Here is a 15292-nt window from a genome sequence, read left to right as displayed (position 1 = left end):
GCGCTCGCCAACCTTGTGACCGCTACCCGGAGTAAACCATGAGCCAACTGCGACTGCCGTTTTCCACTCTCTCGCCCGCCGCCTACCAGGGCCTGATCGCCACGGGCCAGGCCCTGGCGCAGAGTTCGCTGGGCCTGGAGCTGGTGGAGCTGATCTATCTGCGCATCTCCCAGATCAATGGCTGCGCCTTCTGCCTGGGCAAGCACGCCGAAACCCTGCGCGAGCAGGGCGTCAGCCAGGCCAAGCTGGATCGTCTGGCCGGCTGGCGCATCAGCAACCTCTTCGATGTCCGCGAGCGCGCCGCCCTGGAGTGGGCCGAGACCCTGACCGCCGTCGCCGAGAAAGGCGCGCCCGACGCGCTCTACCAACCACTCAAGGCGCAGTTCAGCGACGCGGAAATCGCCGATCTGACCTTCGCGGTGGCGCTGATGAATGCGTTCAACCGGCTGGCAGTGGGGATGCGCCTCTAGGCGAAGGCAGGCCGCAGCGAAGACGATTTTCAGCACTTCGCTGCGCTCCCGGCAGGCAGGGCGCTCGGCAGTCGGACCGAGTGACGGGCGCTCACCGGCCAGGCCGGGCCCGGGCTATACTGCGCCTTTCTACCCGACTACCCAGGTGCAGCATGGCTACCGATACCTCGAAGCTGGATCGAATCCTCGCCGAGACCCAGCGCGAGCGCGAACGCGGCTATCGTGACAAGGCGCTGAAGATGTATCCCCACGTCTGCGGTCGCTGCGCCCGCGAGTTCGCCGGCAAGCACCGTGCACCATCGTGACCACAACCACGACAACAATCCCCAGGATGGCTCCAACTGGGAATTGATCCGCCTGTACTGCCACGACAACGAGCACAGCCGCTACACCGATCAGCAGTACTTCAGCGACAGCTCCCTGAGCACGCCCAAGGTGGCCCAGGCCACCCACAACCCTTTCGCCGGGCTGGCCGGGCTGCTGAAAAAGGACTGAGTGCGCGGCGATCAAGGCAGGTCGCCCTGCCTTAAGCCGATCTTAAGTCTCACGCTCTAGCGTTTCAGGTCTGTGGCCGATTGCCGACCTGGGAGCGAGCAGGGATGAGACGTTCGACCGTGGCGAAGCGCTTGTCTGCCGGGGCCTTGGCCTTGCTGGCCGCAGGCTGCCTGACAGAGGCCTCCGCCGAGATGACCGTTATCCGCGGAGAAGGCTCTGTTGCCAGTGCCGACACCGCGTCGGTGTACTTCAACAGCGGTATCAACGACCGCTCGGTCAGCTCCCTGCTGGCTGCCCTGAGCGACATCGCCCTCAAGTATCCCGCGACCAAGAACGTCAATCTCTACCTCAACAGCCCTGGCGGCAGCATGGAGGCGGGCTATGTCGCCTACGAGTTCATCCGTCACTATCCGCTGCACATCAATACCATCGACGCCGCTGCGACGGATTCATCCGCCACCCTGATCTATTGCGCGGCCGAAGATCGTTATGCCGCGCCACTCGCCAGCTTTCTCCTGCATCCGGCCGCGGCGGCCATCGCCGTCAACGGCTACATGAAGCCGGACCAGGCCAAGCAGGCATTCGAGGACGTCGAGCGTGAGAACCTCAAGTTCCGCGAGATCTACAAGGGCTGTCTCAAGCTGACCCCGGAGGAGCTCACCACCCTGCTGTCCTCCGAAAGCAACAGGCGACGTTTGGGCTACGACGCGGCCAAGGACATCGGTTTGATCACCCGGACGCCAGACCGGTTGCCGCGTGGGACCGACCGGGCCACCTACTTAGTCACCGACGGCGGGGGGCGCTGACTGCAGCGCTGCCGACGCAGGCCTGTTCAGTGAGCGGGCACCGTCCCGTTGCGGGTCTGCAACGCCTCTTCGAGAAAGTCGATGAAGGCGCGCACCTTGCCGGTCAGCGCCGAGCGTTCGGCGACGCAGGCATAGATATCCATGGCTTCCGACCGGGCCGACGTGGCGTCCTGGCCTTCTGCGCCGAACAGCGGTACCAGCTGCCCGCGCTCGATCAGCGGCAGGGCGACGAAGTCCGCCAGGCGCGCGATGCCACCCCCGTTCACCGCGATCTGCGCCAGCATGTCGATGTCGTCGCAGACGAAGCCGGGGCGCGTGGCCGCCTCAAAGACCTGGCCGTCGCGCTCGAACCGCCAGGGCAGATAGCGACCGTCGGTAGGGTAGCGAAACAGCAGGCAGGCGTGCTGCTGCAGGTCTTCCGGAGCATGCGGCGTGCCCGCGTGCGCCAGATACGCGGGCGCCGCGCAGCACAGGAAGGCGCAGGACGCGATGCGCCGGGCGACCAGGCTGTCGCTGAGCTGCGCCTTGATCCTCAGGCTGACGTCTATCTGTTCCAGGCGATGATCCAGGCGCCGATCGGAGCCGATCAGTTCGATGTCGATGCCGGGATAGCGGCGCTTGAATGTCGGCAGCAGCGGCGCCAGCAGATGCCGGCCGAAGGCGGCGGTGGTCGCCACTCGCAGCGCGCCCTGGGGTTCGCTTTCCAGGGTCGCCGACTGGGCGGCGCTCTCGACCTCCCGCGGGATGTGCCGGACCTTGTCGAAATAGCGGGCGCCGCTTTCCGTCACGGCCAGGCGGCGCGTGGTCCGCGACAGCAGGCGCACGCCCAGATGGGCCTCCAGCCGGGTCAGGCTCTGACTTACCGCGGCCGCACTCAGGCCCAGGCCACGGGCAGCCCCGGCGATGCTGCCGGCTTCCACGACCTTGTTGTAGGTGCTGATCAAACCCAGGATGTCCACGAGATTCCTGTCGCTGTATTCGTTGATTTCTGTTGAAGGTGAACCAACGGCGAGGCGGCTACCGGCCGGTTCCGGTGCTTGTTAGCTTGGCATCGCTCATCCACCAGAGACTAGCCGATGAATTCCCAGACTCCAGCGCTTCCCGCCAGACGACGCCTGCCCAAGGGTGTGACGCCCTATGTGTTTGCGCTCTATATGTCGACCATCATGGCCTTGCTGATGTGCCTGGTGATCACCCTGGCCGAGTTCGGGTTCAATGCCCATTACTTGAGGAATGTGATGAATGCCTATCAGGTGGCAATGCCTTCGGCGTTCGTCTGCGTGCTGCTGGTACGACCGCTGGTGGCGCGACTGGTCGCCCTGACCGTACAAGCCTGAGGCATCCGCTGTGGCGCTCGCCGCTGGCCGTTGATTAGCCGCGTTCGCGCTGGGCCAGCCAGACCAGGACCGTGAGCCAGCAGACGCCCGCGGCGTAATTGAGGCGCTGGTACAGACCGAAGCCCTGGCCGTCGGTGACCGCTCCGGCCATCAGGGCCGCAGTGACCAGGGCCATGCCGGTACAGAGGATCGAGAAGCGGGCAAAGCCCGGCGAGGCCAGCAGGCGCCTGCCGAGCCAGCCCCAGAGTGCGCTGGCGAGGGTCAGCGATAGAAACATCACCAGGCCCGCCAGGTTGTGCAGCGCTTGCGAGCGCGACGGCTGCACCGGAGCGCAGCCCTGGTCGCACGGAAAAATCCCGGTGGCGAAGCTGGCCAGGCCATGCAGCAGGATCAGGGCTGCACTCAGGCAGGCCAGGCGCGATCTGCGAAAGCGACGGACCAGGCCCAGGCCGACCAGCACGAAGAGCACACCGAGCGGCACGTTGTTGATCCAGGCGGAAAAGCCCTGAGTGGGGGCATCGACTGCCCCCAGCCGACTCAAGGCATGGTCCGTATGGCTATAGCCGGGATAGGCCAGGGCGGTCAGTCCTACACCGATCGCCAACCAGACAGGAATCACCAGACCCATGCCCAGCAGAACCCGCTCGGTCCTGTTCAAGGTGGACGTCCTCGTCATCATGGCGCGCGCTTCCTGGGTCTTGAGATCCGCTCATGCTAGGAGGCGCTGGCGGCGAGCGTTACCGATTTTTTTGCAAGGCAGCTTGCCCAGGCGTCATCCTGTGCCGTCCCGCTGCCAAGGATGACCGCTGATGACTAGACGCCTGGCCAGCACCACGGCGCTGGTGGCCCTGGAAGCGGCCGCCCGCCATCTCAGTTTCGCCAAGGCCGCGCAGGAGCTGGCACTGAGTGAGGGCGCCATCAGCCGGCAGATCGCCAAGCTGGAGGCTGCTCTGGGCGTCCGGTTGTTCAATCGGGTGGGCAATCGCGTCGAGCTTTCCGCCGCCGGTGCCGGCTATGCCGCTCATATGCGCACTGCGCTCGCCGACATCGAGCGCCATACCCAGCAACTGATCGCCCAGGCCCGCGGCGCCACGGCACTGGAAATCGGCGTTATCCCGACCCTGGCCGGTCGCTGGCTGATTCCCCTGCTGGCGCGCTTCCGCGAGCGCCATCCGAACATCGAGGTCAACCTCCGTGAGCGGACGCAGCCCTTTGCCCTGGAAGACAGCGGTCTGCATGCCGCGATCAACTACGAGCATCCGAGCTGGCAGAACCTGAGGGTGCAACGGTTGTTCGACGCGCAACTGGTGGCGGTCTGTCATCCGCGATTGGCCGATCATCCGCCAGCCAGTCTGCCGTTGTTGCACAAGCGGGAGAGTCCGCACAGCTGGCGTCGTTATGCCGCGCTCACCGGACTGGCCTTGGGGGACCAGGCGACCGGCCCTACCTATGATCGCTATTCGCTGCTGATCGAGGCCGCCAACGCCGGTTTTGGCATGGCCCTGGTGCCCCAGCGCTACATCGAGGAAGACCTGGCCACCGGCCGCCTCCAGGCGCCGTGGCCGGTCCTGCCGGAACTGCGCGAACGCTATGTGCTGGTCACCCGTCCAGCGGAGGAGAGCGATCCGGCGCTGGCAAGCTTCGAGCGGTGGTTGCTGGAAGAGGCCAGCCTGGAGTAGGGGAGCTGCTACCCGAGGGTGCAAAAGGCTGCGCCATTTTTCACCCAACGCGGGGCATAGCGGGTGCGACCCTCTCCCTGGGGGAGAGGGTTGGAGCGAGGATCTGCAGGCTGGTTTGCAGCGAAGCCGCTATCGAACGTGGCTCGTCCGTGTGGAAAAGGCTACGCCGTTTTCCACCCTACGCAGGCCACACCGGTACGCCCCCTCTCCCTTGGGGAGAGGATCGGGGTGAGGAAGGAGCGTCCGTCAGGATCACACCTTGAAGCGCGCCGTCATCTCCTGCAGGCGTACGCCGATGCGCGCCAGCTCCATGCTCGAAGAAGCCGTCTCTTCGCTGGCGGCGGCGGTCTGGTCGGAGATGTCGCGGACGTTGGTGACATTGCGGCTGATCTCTTCGCCCGCCGAACTCTGCTGCTCGGCGGCGCAGGCGATCTGTTCGTTCATCGACTCGATGTCCTTCACCGAGCCGGTGATGCGCTTGAGCATCTCGCCCGCTTCGCGTGACAGGCCGACGCTGCTCTCGGTCAGCTGCACATTGTGGTCGAGCACCGTGCCCATGCGGTCGGTGCTCTGGTGCAGACCGGTGATGAGCTGGGCGATCTCGTCCGTCGAGGAGCGGGTCCGCTGGGCCAGGCCACGGACCTCGTCGGCGACCACGGCGAAGCCGCGCCCCGCCTCGCCGGCGCGGGCGGCTTCGATGGCGGCATTGAGCGCCAGCAGGTTGGTCTGCTCGGAGACCGCCTTGATCACGTCGAGCACGCCGCCGATGCTGTCGGCATGGCCGCGCAGGGTGGCCATGGCCGCCTTGGTCGATTCCATTTCCTGGGCCAGCACCTCGATCTGGTCGACCGCCTTGCTCACCGACTGCTCGCCCTGCAGGGCCTGGCGACTGGCTTCCAGCGCGGACTTGGCCGCGTTTCCGGCATTGCGCGCCACCTCATGGGTGGTGGCGGTCATCTCCTGCATGGCGGTGGCGATCTGATCGGTCTCGACCTTTTGCGCTTGCACGCCAGCGCTGGTCTGTTCGGTGACCGCCGACAGCTGCTCGGCGGCACTGGCCACCTGGACCACACCGTCGCGTACCTCGCCGATCAGGCGGCGCAGGTTGCCGGTCATGCCTTACATGCTGGTCTGCAGGGCGCCCAGTTCATCCTTGCGGGTGACCTGCTGCTGATGGGTGAAATCGCCGTTGGCGACCTGCTCGGCCAAGGCCACGGTGTCCTGCAGGGGCTTGACGATGGAACGGGTGATCAGCCAGGCACAGGCCAGGCCCAGGGCGATGGCGACGGCCAGCCAGATCAACAGCAGCTGACGGGCACCGGCCACGTCGGCCGTGCGGAATTCCTGCTGGATGCCGGTGAGCTTGTCGGCGATGCCGAGCAGGGTGGTGATGGTGGTGGTGATACCGCCCTGCGCCTGATCCACCTGCGCCTGAGCGGCTACCAGCTGATCGAGACGCTGCTGGTAGCCGGAGATTTCACCGACGAGCCTTTGCACGGTCGCGGTCGGCAACGCCGTGGCGCCGAGCGCCTTGGCCAGGGTAAGGGCGGCATTGACAGAGGTGCGCGCCGTCTGCTCGCTGTCCTTGCCGGGTGCGGTGGCGTAGCCACGGAAATCGACCCTCATTCGCTGTACACCCATGAAGAGCGCCGTCAGCTGCTGGCGATCGGCAGGACGACCGGTCTCGCCATTCGCCTCTTCGGCCAGGGTCAGCAGTTGGGCATTGGCTGCCTCTGCCGCGCCGCTGGCGATCTTGCGGATGGATTCCCGCTCGCGGGTGGCGGCGGTCGTCTGGTTGTAGAAGTCGCGATAGCGTTTGAGCGCGGCCCCGGCCCCGGCCTCGTCGAGCAAGGCCTTGTTCACTGGCGAGTTGAAGTTTGGAACGATGGCCTGCAACTGGCCTTCGGTCTTGTCCAGGGCGGCGAGCCACCTGGCCGCCTGGGCGTCATCGGCCTTGATGAAATACACCAGCCGCTCGATGCGCATGTCGCGGGCCAGGGTGCTGTAGCCGGCGATATCGTTCATGCGCTCGCTGCGATCGCGCAGGGTATCGGTGGCCGACCAGCCGGTGTAGGCCACCAGTAGGATCATGCCGATGAGCAGGGCGAAGCCAAGGCCCAGCTTGGCCCTGACGCTTATATTGCCTAATGGATTCCAGCCAACTTGCTGCATGTGGACTACCTGGATAGCGGAGCGTTGGAAGGTGCGGGCCTGGAGACCTCACGCCTCGTGCTTCGCGGTTACGGCAGCCTCTGTCGATTCGTCAGCCGCCCGGCAGGACCGGTCGGTGCGAAGGGGCGCTTGGCCGCTGGTGCGGGTAACCACGGATTGGTCCCAAGGAATCGTCGGGTCTTTGGCGCTCGATCCGTCACCGCGCCGAAGGGAGGGCCGGCGGCGATGGCTCAAGGACGGGTATATCCATGACCACGATTCTTAAGGACTGCTTAATAGAACGCGAATCGCCGCAATATTCGAATCTGGACGATAGGCTGCGCGATTACCTGGATACTCGGCAGTTTCTCAAGTGGTCTAATGTCGTATCTGTTTGTTTTCAACAGGTTTTCCTGCTAATTAGTTTGACGATATTAGCGGTGGATTGAGCAGCGAAGAGGGCGGGTGGTTTTCTTCGGCCGCAATGAAAAACGCCCCAGCCTGGAGGCCGGGGCGTCAATTGGATCGCCGGGCTGGCCGATCAGACCGCCGCGCTGCGTTCCTTGATGTCCTGATGCAGGATGCGGTCGTTCTCGGAGTAGTCCACCGGGCAGTCGATGACGTGGACGCCAGGGGTATCCAGGCAGTGCTGCACCAACGGCGCGAAGGCGGCCGCGCTTTCCACGCGATGGCCGTGGGCGCCATAGCTTTCGGCGTAGCGGACGAAGTCCGGGTTGCCGTAGTCCAGGCCGAAGTCCTCGAAGCCCATCTGTGCCTGCTTCCAGCGGATCATGCCGTAGCCGTCGTCGCGCAGGATGATGACCACCAGGTTCATCTTCAGGCGTACCGCGGTCTCCAGCTCCTGGCTGTTCATCATGAAGCCGCCGTCGCCGCACACCGCGACGATGGGAGTGCCGGGATGCACCAGGCGCGCGGCCATGGCCGACGGCAGGCCGGCGCCCATGGTGGCCAGGGCGTTGTCCAGCAGCACCGTGTTGGGCATGTAGGCCTTGTAGTTGCGGGCGAACCAGATCTTGTAGATGCCATTGTCCAGGGCGACGATGCCGTCGGACGGCAGCACGTTGCGCAGATCGGCCACCAGGCGCTGCGGATAGACCGGGAAGCGGTCGTCGGTGGCGCCTTCGGCGACATGGGCCTCGTTGGCTTCGCGGATGTGCAGCAGGCGGTCGAAGTCCCAGGTGGGCTGGACCTCGATGCGCTCCTTGATCTCCCAGATGGCGTTGGCGATGTCGCCGACCACCTCGACCTGCGGGAAGTACACCGGATCGACTTCGGCGGAGCGGAAGTTGATGTGGATGACCTCGGTGCCGCCGCGGGTCATGAAGAACGGCGGCTTTTCGATCACATCGTGGCCGATGTTGACGATGAGGTCGGCGGACTCCAGGGCGCGGTGCACGAAGTCACCGGCGGAGAGGGCGGCGTTGCCCAGGAAGCGCGGATGGCGTTCGTCGACCACGCCCTTGCCGAGCTGGGTGGTGACGAAGGGGATGCCGGTCTTCTCGATCAGCTGCCGTAGCACCCGGGCGGTCATCTTGCGGTTGGTGCCGGCGCCCAGCACCAGCACCGGGCTGCGGGCGTTTTCCAGCTTGGAGACGGCGGCGGCGATGGCCTTGGCTTCGGCGACCGGACGACGGCTCAGGCTCGGCGATACCGGCAGGCTCTCGGTGTGCTCGTCGGCGATGTCTTCCGGCAGTTCCAGGTGCACGGAGCCGGGCTTTTCTTCCTCGGCGAGGCGGAAGGCCTCGCGGATGCGCGACGGGATGTTGTCGGCGGAGGCGAACTGGTGGGTGTACTTGGTCAGCGGCGCCATCATGCGGCACACGTCGAGAATCTGGAAACGTCCCTGCTTGGATTTCTTGATCGGCTTCTGGCCGGTCAGCATCAGCATCGGCATGCCGCCCAGGTAGGCGTAGGCGCCGGCGGTGACCAGGTTGGTGGCGCCTGGACCGAGGGTGGAAAGGCAGACACCGGTCTTGCCGGTGAAGCGGCCGTAGGTGGCGGCCATGAAGCCGGCGGACTGCTCGTGGCGAGTCAGGATCAGCTTGATCTGCGAGGAGCGCCGCAGGGATTCCAGCAGGTCCAGGTTCTCTTCGCCGGGAATGCCGAAGATGTATTCCACACCCTCGTTTTCCAGGCAGCGAACGACCAGATCGGAGGCCTTCATCATGAGTGTTGTGTTCCTTGTAGGGTGGGTGGCGAGCGCCAGAAGCGCCTCCTCTATGAGGCGCGGCGGTCACTGTACTCAGGAACGGCGAAACATTTCAAAACAAGGAACCGCCCAGTTTTACTTCTGTGACGAAAGGCCGCAGCGGAAACGATTCAGACGACGCAGCGCTGCAGCGAGGCCCGGGCGTGGCGCAGGTGCAGACCGGCGAACAGCAGGCCCAGCGCGGCGACCACCAGGGCCGGTTGCAGGTCGCCGGCAAAATGACTGCTGGCTGCGCCGAGCAGCGGACCGACGAGTTGGCCGCTGGCGAAGCTGGCGGTAAGTACCCCGGCATTGCGTTGCGGCGTGGCCGGTGCCAACTCGCGGCCGTACTGCATCACCAGCTGCATGCAGGCGAGGAAGGGGCCGCCGCAGAGCAGCACACCGAGGAACAGCGCCAGGCTGCCCGGCAGGAGGCAGAGCAGCACACCCGCGGCCTGCAGCCAGAGGGTGGCGATCAGCCAGCGGCGGGTATCGGTGCCCGGACGTCTCAGGCTGACCAGCACCACGCCCAGCGCTGCCGCCAGGCCATAGCCGGGCCAGAAGAGGTCGGCCTGCCACTGGCCGTGGAAGCGGCTGGCGGCCATCTGCGAGAGAAAGGTCGCCGGCAGGATGTAGCCGACGCCCACCAGGCCATAGGCCAGGATCAAACGGTTGAACGCGGGCGAGCGCTTGGCCGGCGCCGCGGCGGTGGTAGGCAGCGGGGTAGCGGGACCACGCCGCGGCAGCAGGGGTAGCAGGGCCAGGGTGGCCACGCTGGCGAGCAGGCCGTAGCTCAGCCACAGCTGGTTGGAATCGCCACCCAGGCGATTGCTGACCAGGGCCATCAGACCACTGATGAGAATGCCTACTCCGGGCCCGGTAAAGACCAGGGCGCCCAGGCGTGGCCGTCCGGCTTCGGCGGCCAGGGGCTGGCTCAGACCGGTCACCATCACCAGCACCCAGGCGCTGGCCAGGCCGGTGCCGAAGCGCAGCAGCGCCTGGGCGGCGAGGCCATCGGCCAGCAGCGAGGCCAGGGTCAGGCCGGCGCAGAGCCAGAGTCCCCCGACCAGGCGCGCATGGGTCCGACGGGCGAAGAGGGCGTCCAGGGCGCCGAGCAGATAGCCCAGGTAGTTGGCCGCGGCCAGCAGGCTGGCGCCGGTGAGGTCGATCTGGCCCTCGGCGATCAGGTGGGGCAGGGCGGGGGTAAGGGCGAAGCGGCCGATGCCCATGGCGGTGGCCAGGGCCAGCAGGCAGGCCAGCAGGCGGGTAGTGGCGGTCATCGCGGAACTCCAGTAGCGAGCGGATGAGTACAGCCTAGGCCTTGAAGTTGATCAATAAAAACGAATAATAGAGAAATAGATGTTCAGCTAAAGAGAAAGGTGGTGGTCCATGGAGTTCGCCGAGCTACGCATCTTCCAGGCGGTGGCCGAGGAAGGTTCCCTGGTAAAGGCCGCCGAGCGACTCAATCGGGTGCCGTCCAATCTCTCCACGCGCCTGCGCCAGCTGGAAGACAAGCTGGGGGTGGAGCTGTTCCTGCGCGAACGCCAGCGGCTGCACCTGACCGCCGCCGGCCACCGAATGCTGGACTACGCCCATCGCCTGTTCGCCCTGGCCGACGAGGCGCGCAGCGCGGTGCAGGGCGGCGAGCCGGCCGGTACCTTCGTCCTGGGCTCCATGTTCAGCACCGCGGCCATCCATCTGCCAGGGCTGCTGGCGCGCTATCACCAGCGCTATCCCAAGGTGAATCTGCAGGTGCACAGTGGCCCCAGCGGCGAACTGGTGGAAGGCCTGCTGGCCGGTCGCCTGGACGCCGCCCTGGTGGACGGCCCGGCGCCCGACGCGGCGCTGGAAGGCCAGCCCTGGTTCGAGGAGCGGCTGGTGCTGATCACTGGCCTGGAACTCGGTCCGGTGCGTTCACCGGCCGACGTGGCGGGACGCCCGGTGTTCGGCTTTCGCGCCGGCTGCTCCTATAGACGCTACCTGGACACCTGGTACGCCGCGGCGGGGGTGCCCAGCGGACCGGTGATGGAGATCGAGTCCTACCACAGCATGCTGGCCTGCGTGATCACCGGCGGGGTGGCGCTGATGCCGGAATCCATGCTCGACAGCCTGCCCGGCCGCGAGCGGGTGCAGCGTCATCAGATCCAGGCGCGCTTCGCCCAGGCCACCACCTGGCTGATGTGGCGCAAGGGCCGCGAGGGGGCCAACCTGCGCAGCTGGCTGGAGTTGCGCGAGAGCCTGCAGGCCGACCGCGAAGCTGTTGCTTTGGTGTGATGATTACCCGATCCTAGGCGGCGGACTCCTACCGTCTACCGAGGACGATCATGATAAGAATAGCCATCGTCGGTTTGGGCAAGATCGCCCGTGACCAGCACCTGCCGGCGCTCGCCGCCAATCCCGACTACGAGCTGGTCGCCGTGGCCAGCCGCAACGCCCAGCTCGACGGCGTCGCCCACTATCCCAGCCTGAGTGCCCTGCTCGAAGACGGCCCGGCGATCGACGCCGTGTCGCTCTGCGCGCCAGCGGCGGTGCGTTACGAACAAGCCCGCGAGGCCCTGGCGGCGGGCAAGCACGTGATGCTGGAAAAACCGCCAGGGGCGACCCTGAGTGAAGTGGAGGCCCTGACGCGGCAGGCCGAGATGGCGGGTCTTTCGCTGTTCGCCACCTGGCATTCCCGCCACGCCCAGGGCGTGCAGCCCGCCCGCGAATGGCTGGAAGGCAAGCGCATCCAGGCGGTGCGGATCGAGTGGAAGGAAGACGTGCGCGTCTGGCATCCGGGTCAGGCCTGGATCTGGGAGCCGGGCGGCATGGGCGTCTTCGATCCGGGCATCAATGCGCTGTCCATCGTCACCGCCATCCTGCCACGGCCGTTCTTTCTCAAGGAGGCGACGCTGCAGGTACCCGGCAACTGCCAGACCCCGGTGGCCGCGCAACTAGCCTTCGTCGACAGCGCCGGCGTGCCCATCGCCGCCGACTTCGACTTCCTGCAGACCGGTCCCCAGACCTGGGACATCCACGTCGACACCGAGGCCGGTCGCCTGACCCTGAGCAAAGGCGGCAGCGAACTCTACCTGGACGGCCAACTGACCCACCAGGGCCCCGACCAGGAATACGCCGGCCTCTATGCCCGCTTCGCCGAGCTGGTCGCCGCGAATCGCTCCGATGTGGACGTGGCCCCGCTGCGCCATGTGGCGGATGCCTTCCTCTATGGCCGGCGCGAGACGGTGGCGGAGTTCCACGAGTAGGGCGACCCTCACCCCGGCCCTCTCCCCGAGGGAGAGGGGGTGTCATGATGGGCCCTTGTAGGTTGGGCTGAGCGTAGCGAAGCCCAACGCAGCCCAATCTACGGGTTAGCGGTCCCCTCACCCCAACCCTCTCCCCGAGGGAGAGGGGGCGTTTGGACCAGGCGTGGCGTGGAAAACGGCGCAGCCTTTTCCGCGTGCGGTATCTCGTAGGTTGGGCTGAGCGCAGCGAAGCCCAACGCAGCCCAGACTTGTTGGGCTTCGACGATAGGGCTGTCTCAGCCCAACCTACGGCTTAATGACCACCAAGGAGTGGGCGCTCAGCCCCTGGGTAGGGTGGCAAACGGCGCAGCCTTTTCCACGCGGGCTAGTTCGATGCTCAACGCCGTTCCAGCAACACCCCACTCTCCATATGGTGCGTCCAGGGGAACTGGTCGAACAGGGCGCAGCAGGTGATGCGGTGGGTGTCCTGCAACTGGGCGATGTTTTCGGCCAGGGTCTCCGGGTTGCAGGAAATATAGAGGATGCGCTCGAAGCGGCGGGTCAGTTCGCAGGTGTCGGGGTCCATGCCGGCGCGGGGCGGATCGACGAAGACGGTGCCGAACTGGTAGCTCTTGAGATCCACGCCGGCCAGGCGGCGGAAGGGGCGGACCTCGTTGAGCGCCTGGGTCAGCTCCTCGGCGGAGAGACGCACCAGGGTGACGTTGTCCACGCCACTGCTGGCCAGGTTGTGCAGGGCGGCGTTGACCGACGTCTTGCTCACCTCGGTGGCCAGTACCTTACGGACCCGGCTGGCCAGCGGCAGGGTGAAGTTGCCGTTGCCGCAATAGAGCTCCAGCAGATCGTCGTCGCGCTCGCCCAGGGCGGTGTGGGCCCAGCTCAGCATCTTCTGGTTGACGGTGCCATTGGGCTGGGTGAAGCCGCCCTCGGGTTGCAGATAGCGGTAGGTCGTTCCGGCCACCTCCAGCTCCTCGAGCACATGGTCGCGGCCGATCACCAGGCGCTGGCCGCGGGAGCGACCGATCAGGCTGACGCCCAGCTCGGCGGCCAGGCGCTCGGCGGCGGCTTGCCAGGCGGCGTCCAGGGGGCGGTGGTAGGCCAGGGTGATCAGGGCGTCGCCACTCAGGGTGGTGAGGAATTCCACCTGGAACAGCTTGAACGACAGCGCCACGTCAGCCTGCCAGCCGGCCTTGAGGCGCGGCATCAGATCGTTGATGCGCTGGCTGGCGATGGGGAAGGCCTCGATGAGGATCGGCGTGTGCTTGTCGCCCGGGGCGAACATGGCGTAGTGGCGTTCCTCGTTCTCCCGCCACAGGCGGAATTCGGCGCGCAGCCGGTAGTGCTGCAGCGGCGAGGCGAAGACCTCCGGCTCGGGGGCCTGGAAAGGCGCCAGCAGTTCGCGCAGGCGGTCGGCCTTGGCGGCGAGTTGAGCCTGGTAGTCGGCGGGAACGAAGGAAGGTTGGGACATGGTAGATCCGGAGTAGGGTGAGGCGGGGAGACCTCGGGGCCGGAGCCCCGAGGGGAGGGGTCAGGCGTTGAACCAGCCCAGCTTGATGACGAACAGGATCGACAGCACGATCAGCGCCGAATTCAGCTCACGGGTACGGCCGGAGAGCAGCTTGATGACCGTCCAGGTGATGAAGCCGAAGGCGATGCCGTTGGCGATGGAATAGGTCAGCGGCATGGCCAGGGCGGTGACCAGCACCGGGGCGGCGGTGGTCAGGTCGTCCCACTCGATCTCGGCCAGGCCCGAGGTCATCAGCACGGCGATGAAGAACAGCGCCGGGGCGGTGGCGAAGGCTGGCACGCTACCGGCCAGGGGGGCGAAGAACAGCGCCAGCAGGAACAGCACCGCGACTACCACGGCGGTGAGGCCGGTACGCCCCCCCGCGGAAACGCCCGCGGCGGATTCGATGTAGCTGGTGGTGGTGGAGGTGCCCAGCAGCGAGCCGAACATGGCGGCGGAGCTGTCGGCGATCAGGGCGCGGCCCATCTTCGGCAGGTGGCCGTCCTTGCCCATCAGGCCGGCGCGCTTGGCCACGCCGATCAGGGTGCCGGAGTTGTCGAACAGGTCGACGAACAGGAAGGCGAAGATGACGCTGATCAGGCCGACGTCCAGGGCGCCCCGGATGTCCAGCTGCAGGAAGGTCGGTGCCAGCGACGGCGGCATCGAGACCAGGCCGCCGAAGGCACTGACGCCCAGGGCGATGGCGATCACGGTGACCACCAGGATGCCGATCAGCACCGCGCCGGTGACCTTGCGCGCCTCGAGCACGATGATCAGGAAGAAGCCGAGGATGGCCAGCAACGGACCCGGCTTGGACAGGTCGCCCAGGCCCACCAGGGTTGCCGGATTACCCACCACGATGCCGGCGGTCTGCAGGGCGATCAGCGCCAGGAACAGGCCGATGCCGGCGGCAATGCCCGAGCGCAGCGGGAGCGGGATGCTGTTGATGATCCATTCGCGGATGCGAAAGATCGACAGCAGGAAGAACATCAGCGCCGAGAGGAACACCGCGCCCAGGGCCACCTGCCAGGTATGGCCCAGGTGCAGGACCACGGTGTAGGTGAAGAAGGCGTTGAGGCCCATGCCCGGGGCGAGGGCGATGGGGTAGTTGGCGATGAGTCCCATGAGCGCCGAGCCGATGGCGGCGGCCAGGCAGGTGGCGACGAAGATCGCACCCTTGTCCATGCCGGTGGCGCCTAGGATGCTCGGGTTGACGAACAGGATGTAGGCCATGGCCAGGAAGGTGGTGACCCCGGCCAGCAGTTCGGTGCGGACAGAGGTGTTGTGGGCCTTGAGTTGGAAGAGTCGTTCCAGCATGGGATGCCTCGTGCGCGCCGGTCTGATCGGAAAAAGGCGCGCATCATAACAGGTCGGTAAACACGGGTAAGACGCTAAG

The 15292-nt window shown here is 66.2% G+C and carries 14 protein-coding genes and 1 pseudogene; 7 read left to right on the top strand and 8 right to left on the bottom strand.

Going from position 1 to position 15292, the window contains the following annotated elements; all coding sequences use genetic code 11:
• Positions 1-38 precede the first annotated feature (38 nt).
• The 3 genes and pseudogenes from GSQ95_RS01975 to GSQ95_RS01965 all read left to right on the top strand — a co-directional run bounded on the left by GSQ95_RS01975 (position 39) and on the right by GSQ95_RS01965 (position 1771).
• A complete protein-coding gene (locus GSQ95_RS01975) occupies positions 39-470 on the top strand; it encodes a carboxymuconolactone decarboxylase family protein (RefSeq protein ID WP_158891602.1) in 432 nt (143 codons plus the stop codon).
• A gap of 152 nt (positions 471-622) precedes the next feature.
• A pseudogene (locus GSQ95_RS01970) lies at positions 623-965 on the top strand (YajD family HNH nuclease).
• A 119-nt stretch (positions 966-1084) separates the two neighbouring features.
• Positions 1085-1771, top strand: coding sequence for an ATP-dependent Clp protease proteolytic subunit (locus GSQ95_RS01965; RefSeq protein ID WP_158891600.1), 687 nt, complete (start codon positions 1085-1087; stop codon positions 1769-1771).
• Positions 1772-1797: 26 nt separating this feature from the next.
• Here the strand turns inward: GSQ95_RS01965 and GSQ95_RS01960 are convergent, their stop codons facing one another.
• Entirely contained in the window at positions 1798-2730 is a 933-nt protein-coding gene (locus GSQ95_RS01960; protein WP_158891598.1) for a LysR family transcriptional regulator, read from the bottom strand.
• A gap of 117 nt (positions 2731-2847) precedes the next feature.
• On the opposite strand from GSQ95_RS01960, the gene GSQ95_RS01955 reads away from it, so the two are divergent.
• Positions 2848-3108 carry a DUF2798 domain-containing protein gene (locus GSQ95_RS01955; RefSeq protein ID WP_158891596.1) on the top strand — a complete coding sequence of 87 codons (261 nt, stop codon included), beginning with the start codon at positions 2848-2850 and terminating at the stop codon, positions 3106-3108.
• A gap of 34 nt (positions 3109-3142) precedes the next feature.
• On the opposite strand, the gene GSQ95_RS01950 is transcribed toward GSQ95_RS01955, so the two are convergent.
• Positions 3143-3784, bottom strand: a complete 642-nt coding sequence (locus tag GSQ95_RS01950) for a DUF998 domain-containing protein (protein ID WP_372240051.1) — start codon at positions 3782-3784, stop codon at positions 3143-3145.
• A 133-nt stretch (positions 3785-3917) separates the two neighbouring features.
• Here GSQ95_RS01950 and GSQ95_RS01945 point away from each other — a divergent pair, with 133 nt between their 5' ends.
• Positions 3918-4787 carry a LysR substrate-binding domain-containing protein gene (locus GSQ95_RS01945; RefSeq protein ID WP_158891592.1) on the top strand — a complete coding sequence of 290 codons (870 nt, stop codon included), beginning with the start codon at positions 3918-3920 and terminating at the stop codon, positions 4785-4787.
• A gap of 252 nt (positions 4788-5039) precedes the next feature.
• Here GSQ95_RS01945 and GSQ95_RS26970 read toward each other — a convergent pair whose 3' ends face one another.
• The 4 genes from GSQ95_RS26970 to GSQ95_RS01930 all read right to left on the bottom strand — a co-directional run bounded on the left by GSQ95_RS26970 (position 5040) and on the right by GSQ95_RS01930 (position 10427).
• Complete coding sequence (locus GSQ95_RS26970; RefSeq protein ID WP_372240050.1) at positions 5040-5744, bottom strand: methyl-accepting chemotaxis protein; 705 nt, start codon at positions 5742-5744, stop codon at positions 5040-5042.
• Positions 5745-5906: 162 nt separating this feature from the next.
• On the bottom strand, positions 5907-6959 hold the full coding sequence (locus tag GSQ95_RS26965; protein WP_372240049.1) for a methyl-accepting chemotaxis protein: 1053 nt from the start codon (positions 6957-6959) through the stop codon (positions 5907-5909).
• A 520-nt stretch (positions 6960-7479) separates the two neighbouring features.
• On the bottom strand, positions 7480-9126 hold the full coding sequence (locus tag GSQ95_RS01935; RefSeq protein WP_158891590.1) for an acetolactate synthase large subunit: 1647 nt from the start codon (positions 9124-9126) through the stop codon (positions 7480-7482).
• A gap of 152 nt (positions 9127-9278) precedes the next feature.
• Entirely contained in the window at positions 9279-10427 is a 1149-nt protein-coding gene (locus GSQ95_RS01930) for a YbfB/YjiJ family MFS transporter (RefSeq protein WP_158891588.1), read from the bottom strand.
• Positions 10428-10536: 109 nt separating this feature from the next.
• Between GSQ95_RS01930 and GSQ95_RS01925 the strand changes: the two genes are divergently transcribed.
• Together GSQ95_RS01925 and GSQ95_RS01920 are read left to right on the top strand one after the other, a co-directional pair.
• A complete protein-coding gene (locus GSQ95_RS01925; RefSeq protein ID WP_158891586.1) occupies positions 10537-11421 on the top strand; it encodes a LysR family transcriptional regulator in 885 nt (294 codons plus the stop codon).
• Between the two features lie 50 nt (positions 11422-11471).
• A complete protein-coding gene (locus tag GSQ95_RS01920) occupies positions 11472-12392 on the top strand; it encodes a Gfo/Idh/MocA family protein (RefSeq protein ID WP_158891584.1) in 921 nt (306 codons plus the stop codon).
• Positions 12393-12768: 376 nt separating this feature from the next.
• Here the strand turns inward: GSQ95_RS01920 and trmA are convergent, their stop codons facing one another.
• Together trmA and GSQ95_RS01910 are read right to left on the bottom strand one after the other, a co-directional pair.
• Positions 12769-13857 carry a tRNA (uridine(54)-C5)-methyltransferase TrmA gene (gene trmA / locus GSQ95_RS01915; RefSeq protein ID WP_158891582.1) on the bottom strand — a complete coding sequence of 363 codons (1089 nt, stop codon included), beginning with the start codon at positions 13855-13857 and terminating at the stop codon, positions 12769-12771.
• Between the two features lie 60 nt (positions 13858-13917).
• On the bottom strand, positions 13918-15213 hold the full coding sequence (locus GSQ95_RS01910) for an NCS2 family permease (RefSeq protein WP_158891580.1): 1296 nt from the start codon (positions 15211-15213) through the stop codon (positions 13918-13920).
• Positions 15214-15292: the final 79 nt, after the last annotated feature.

Source organism: Pseudomonas sp. BAV 4579, assembly GCF_009765395.1.
GTDB classification, from domain to species: domain Bacteria; phylum Pseudomonadota; class Gammaproteobacteria; order Pseudomonadales; family Pseudomonadaceae; genus Chryseomonas; species Chryseomonas aestiva.
Note: the sequence above shows the minus strand (reverse complement) of the source record. Positions and strands in the feature narration are given on the sequence as shown.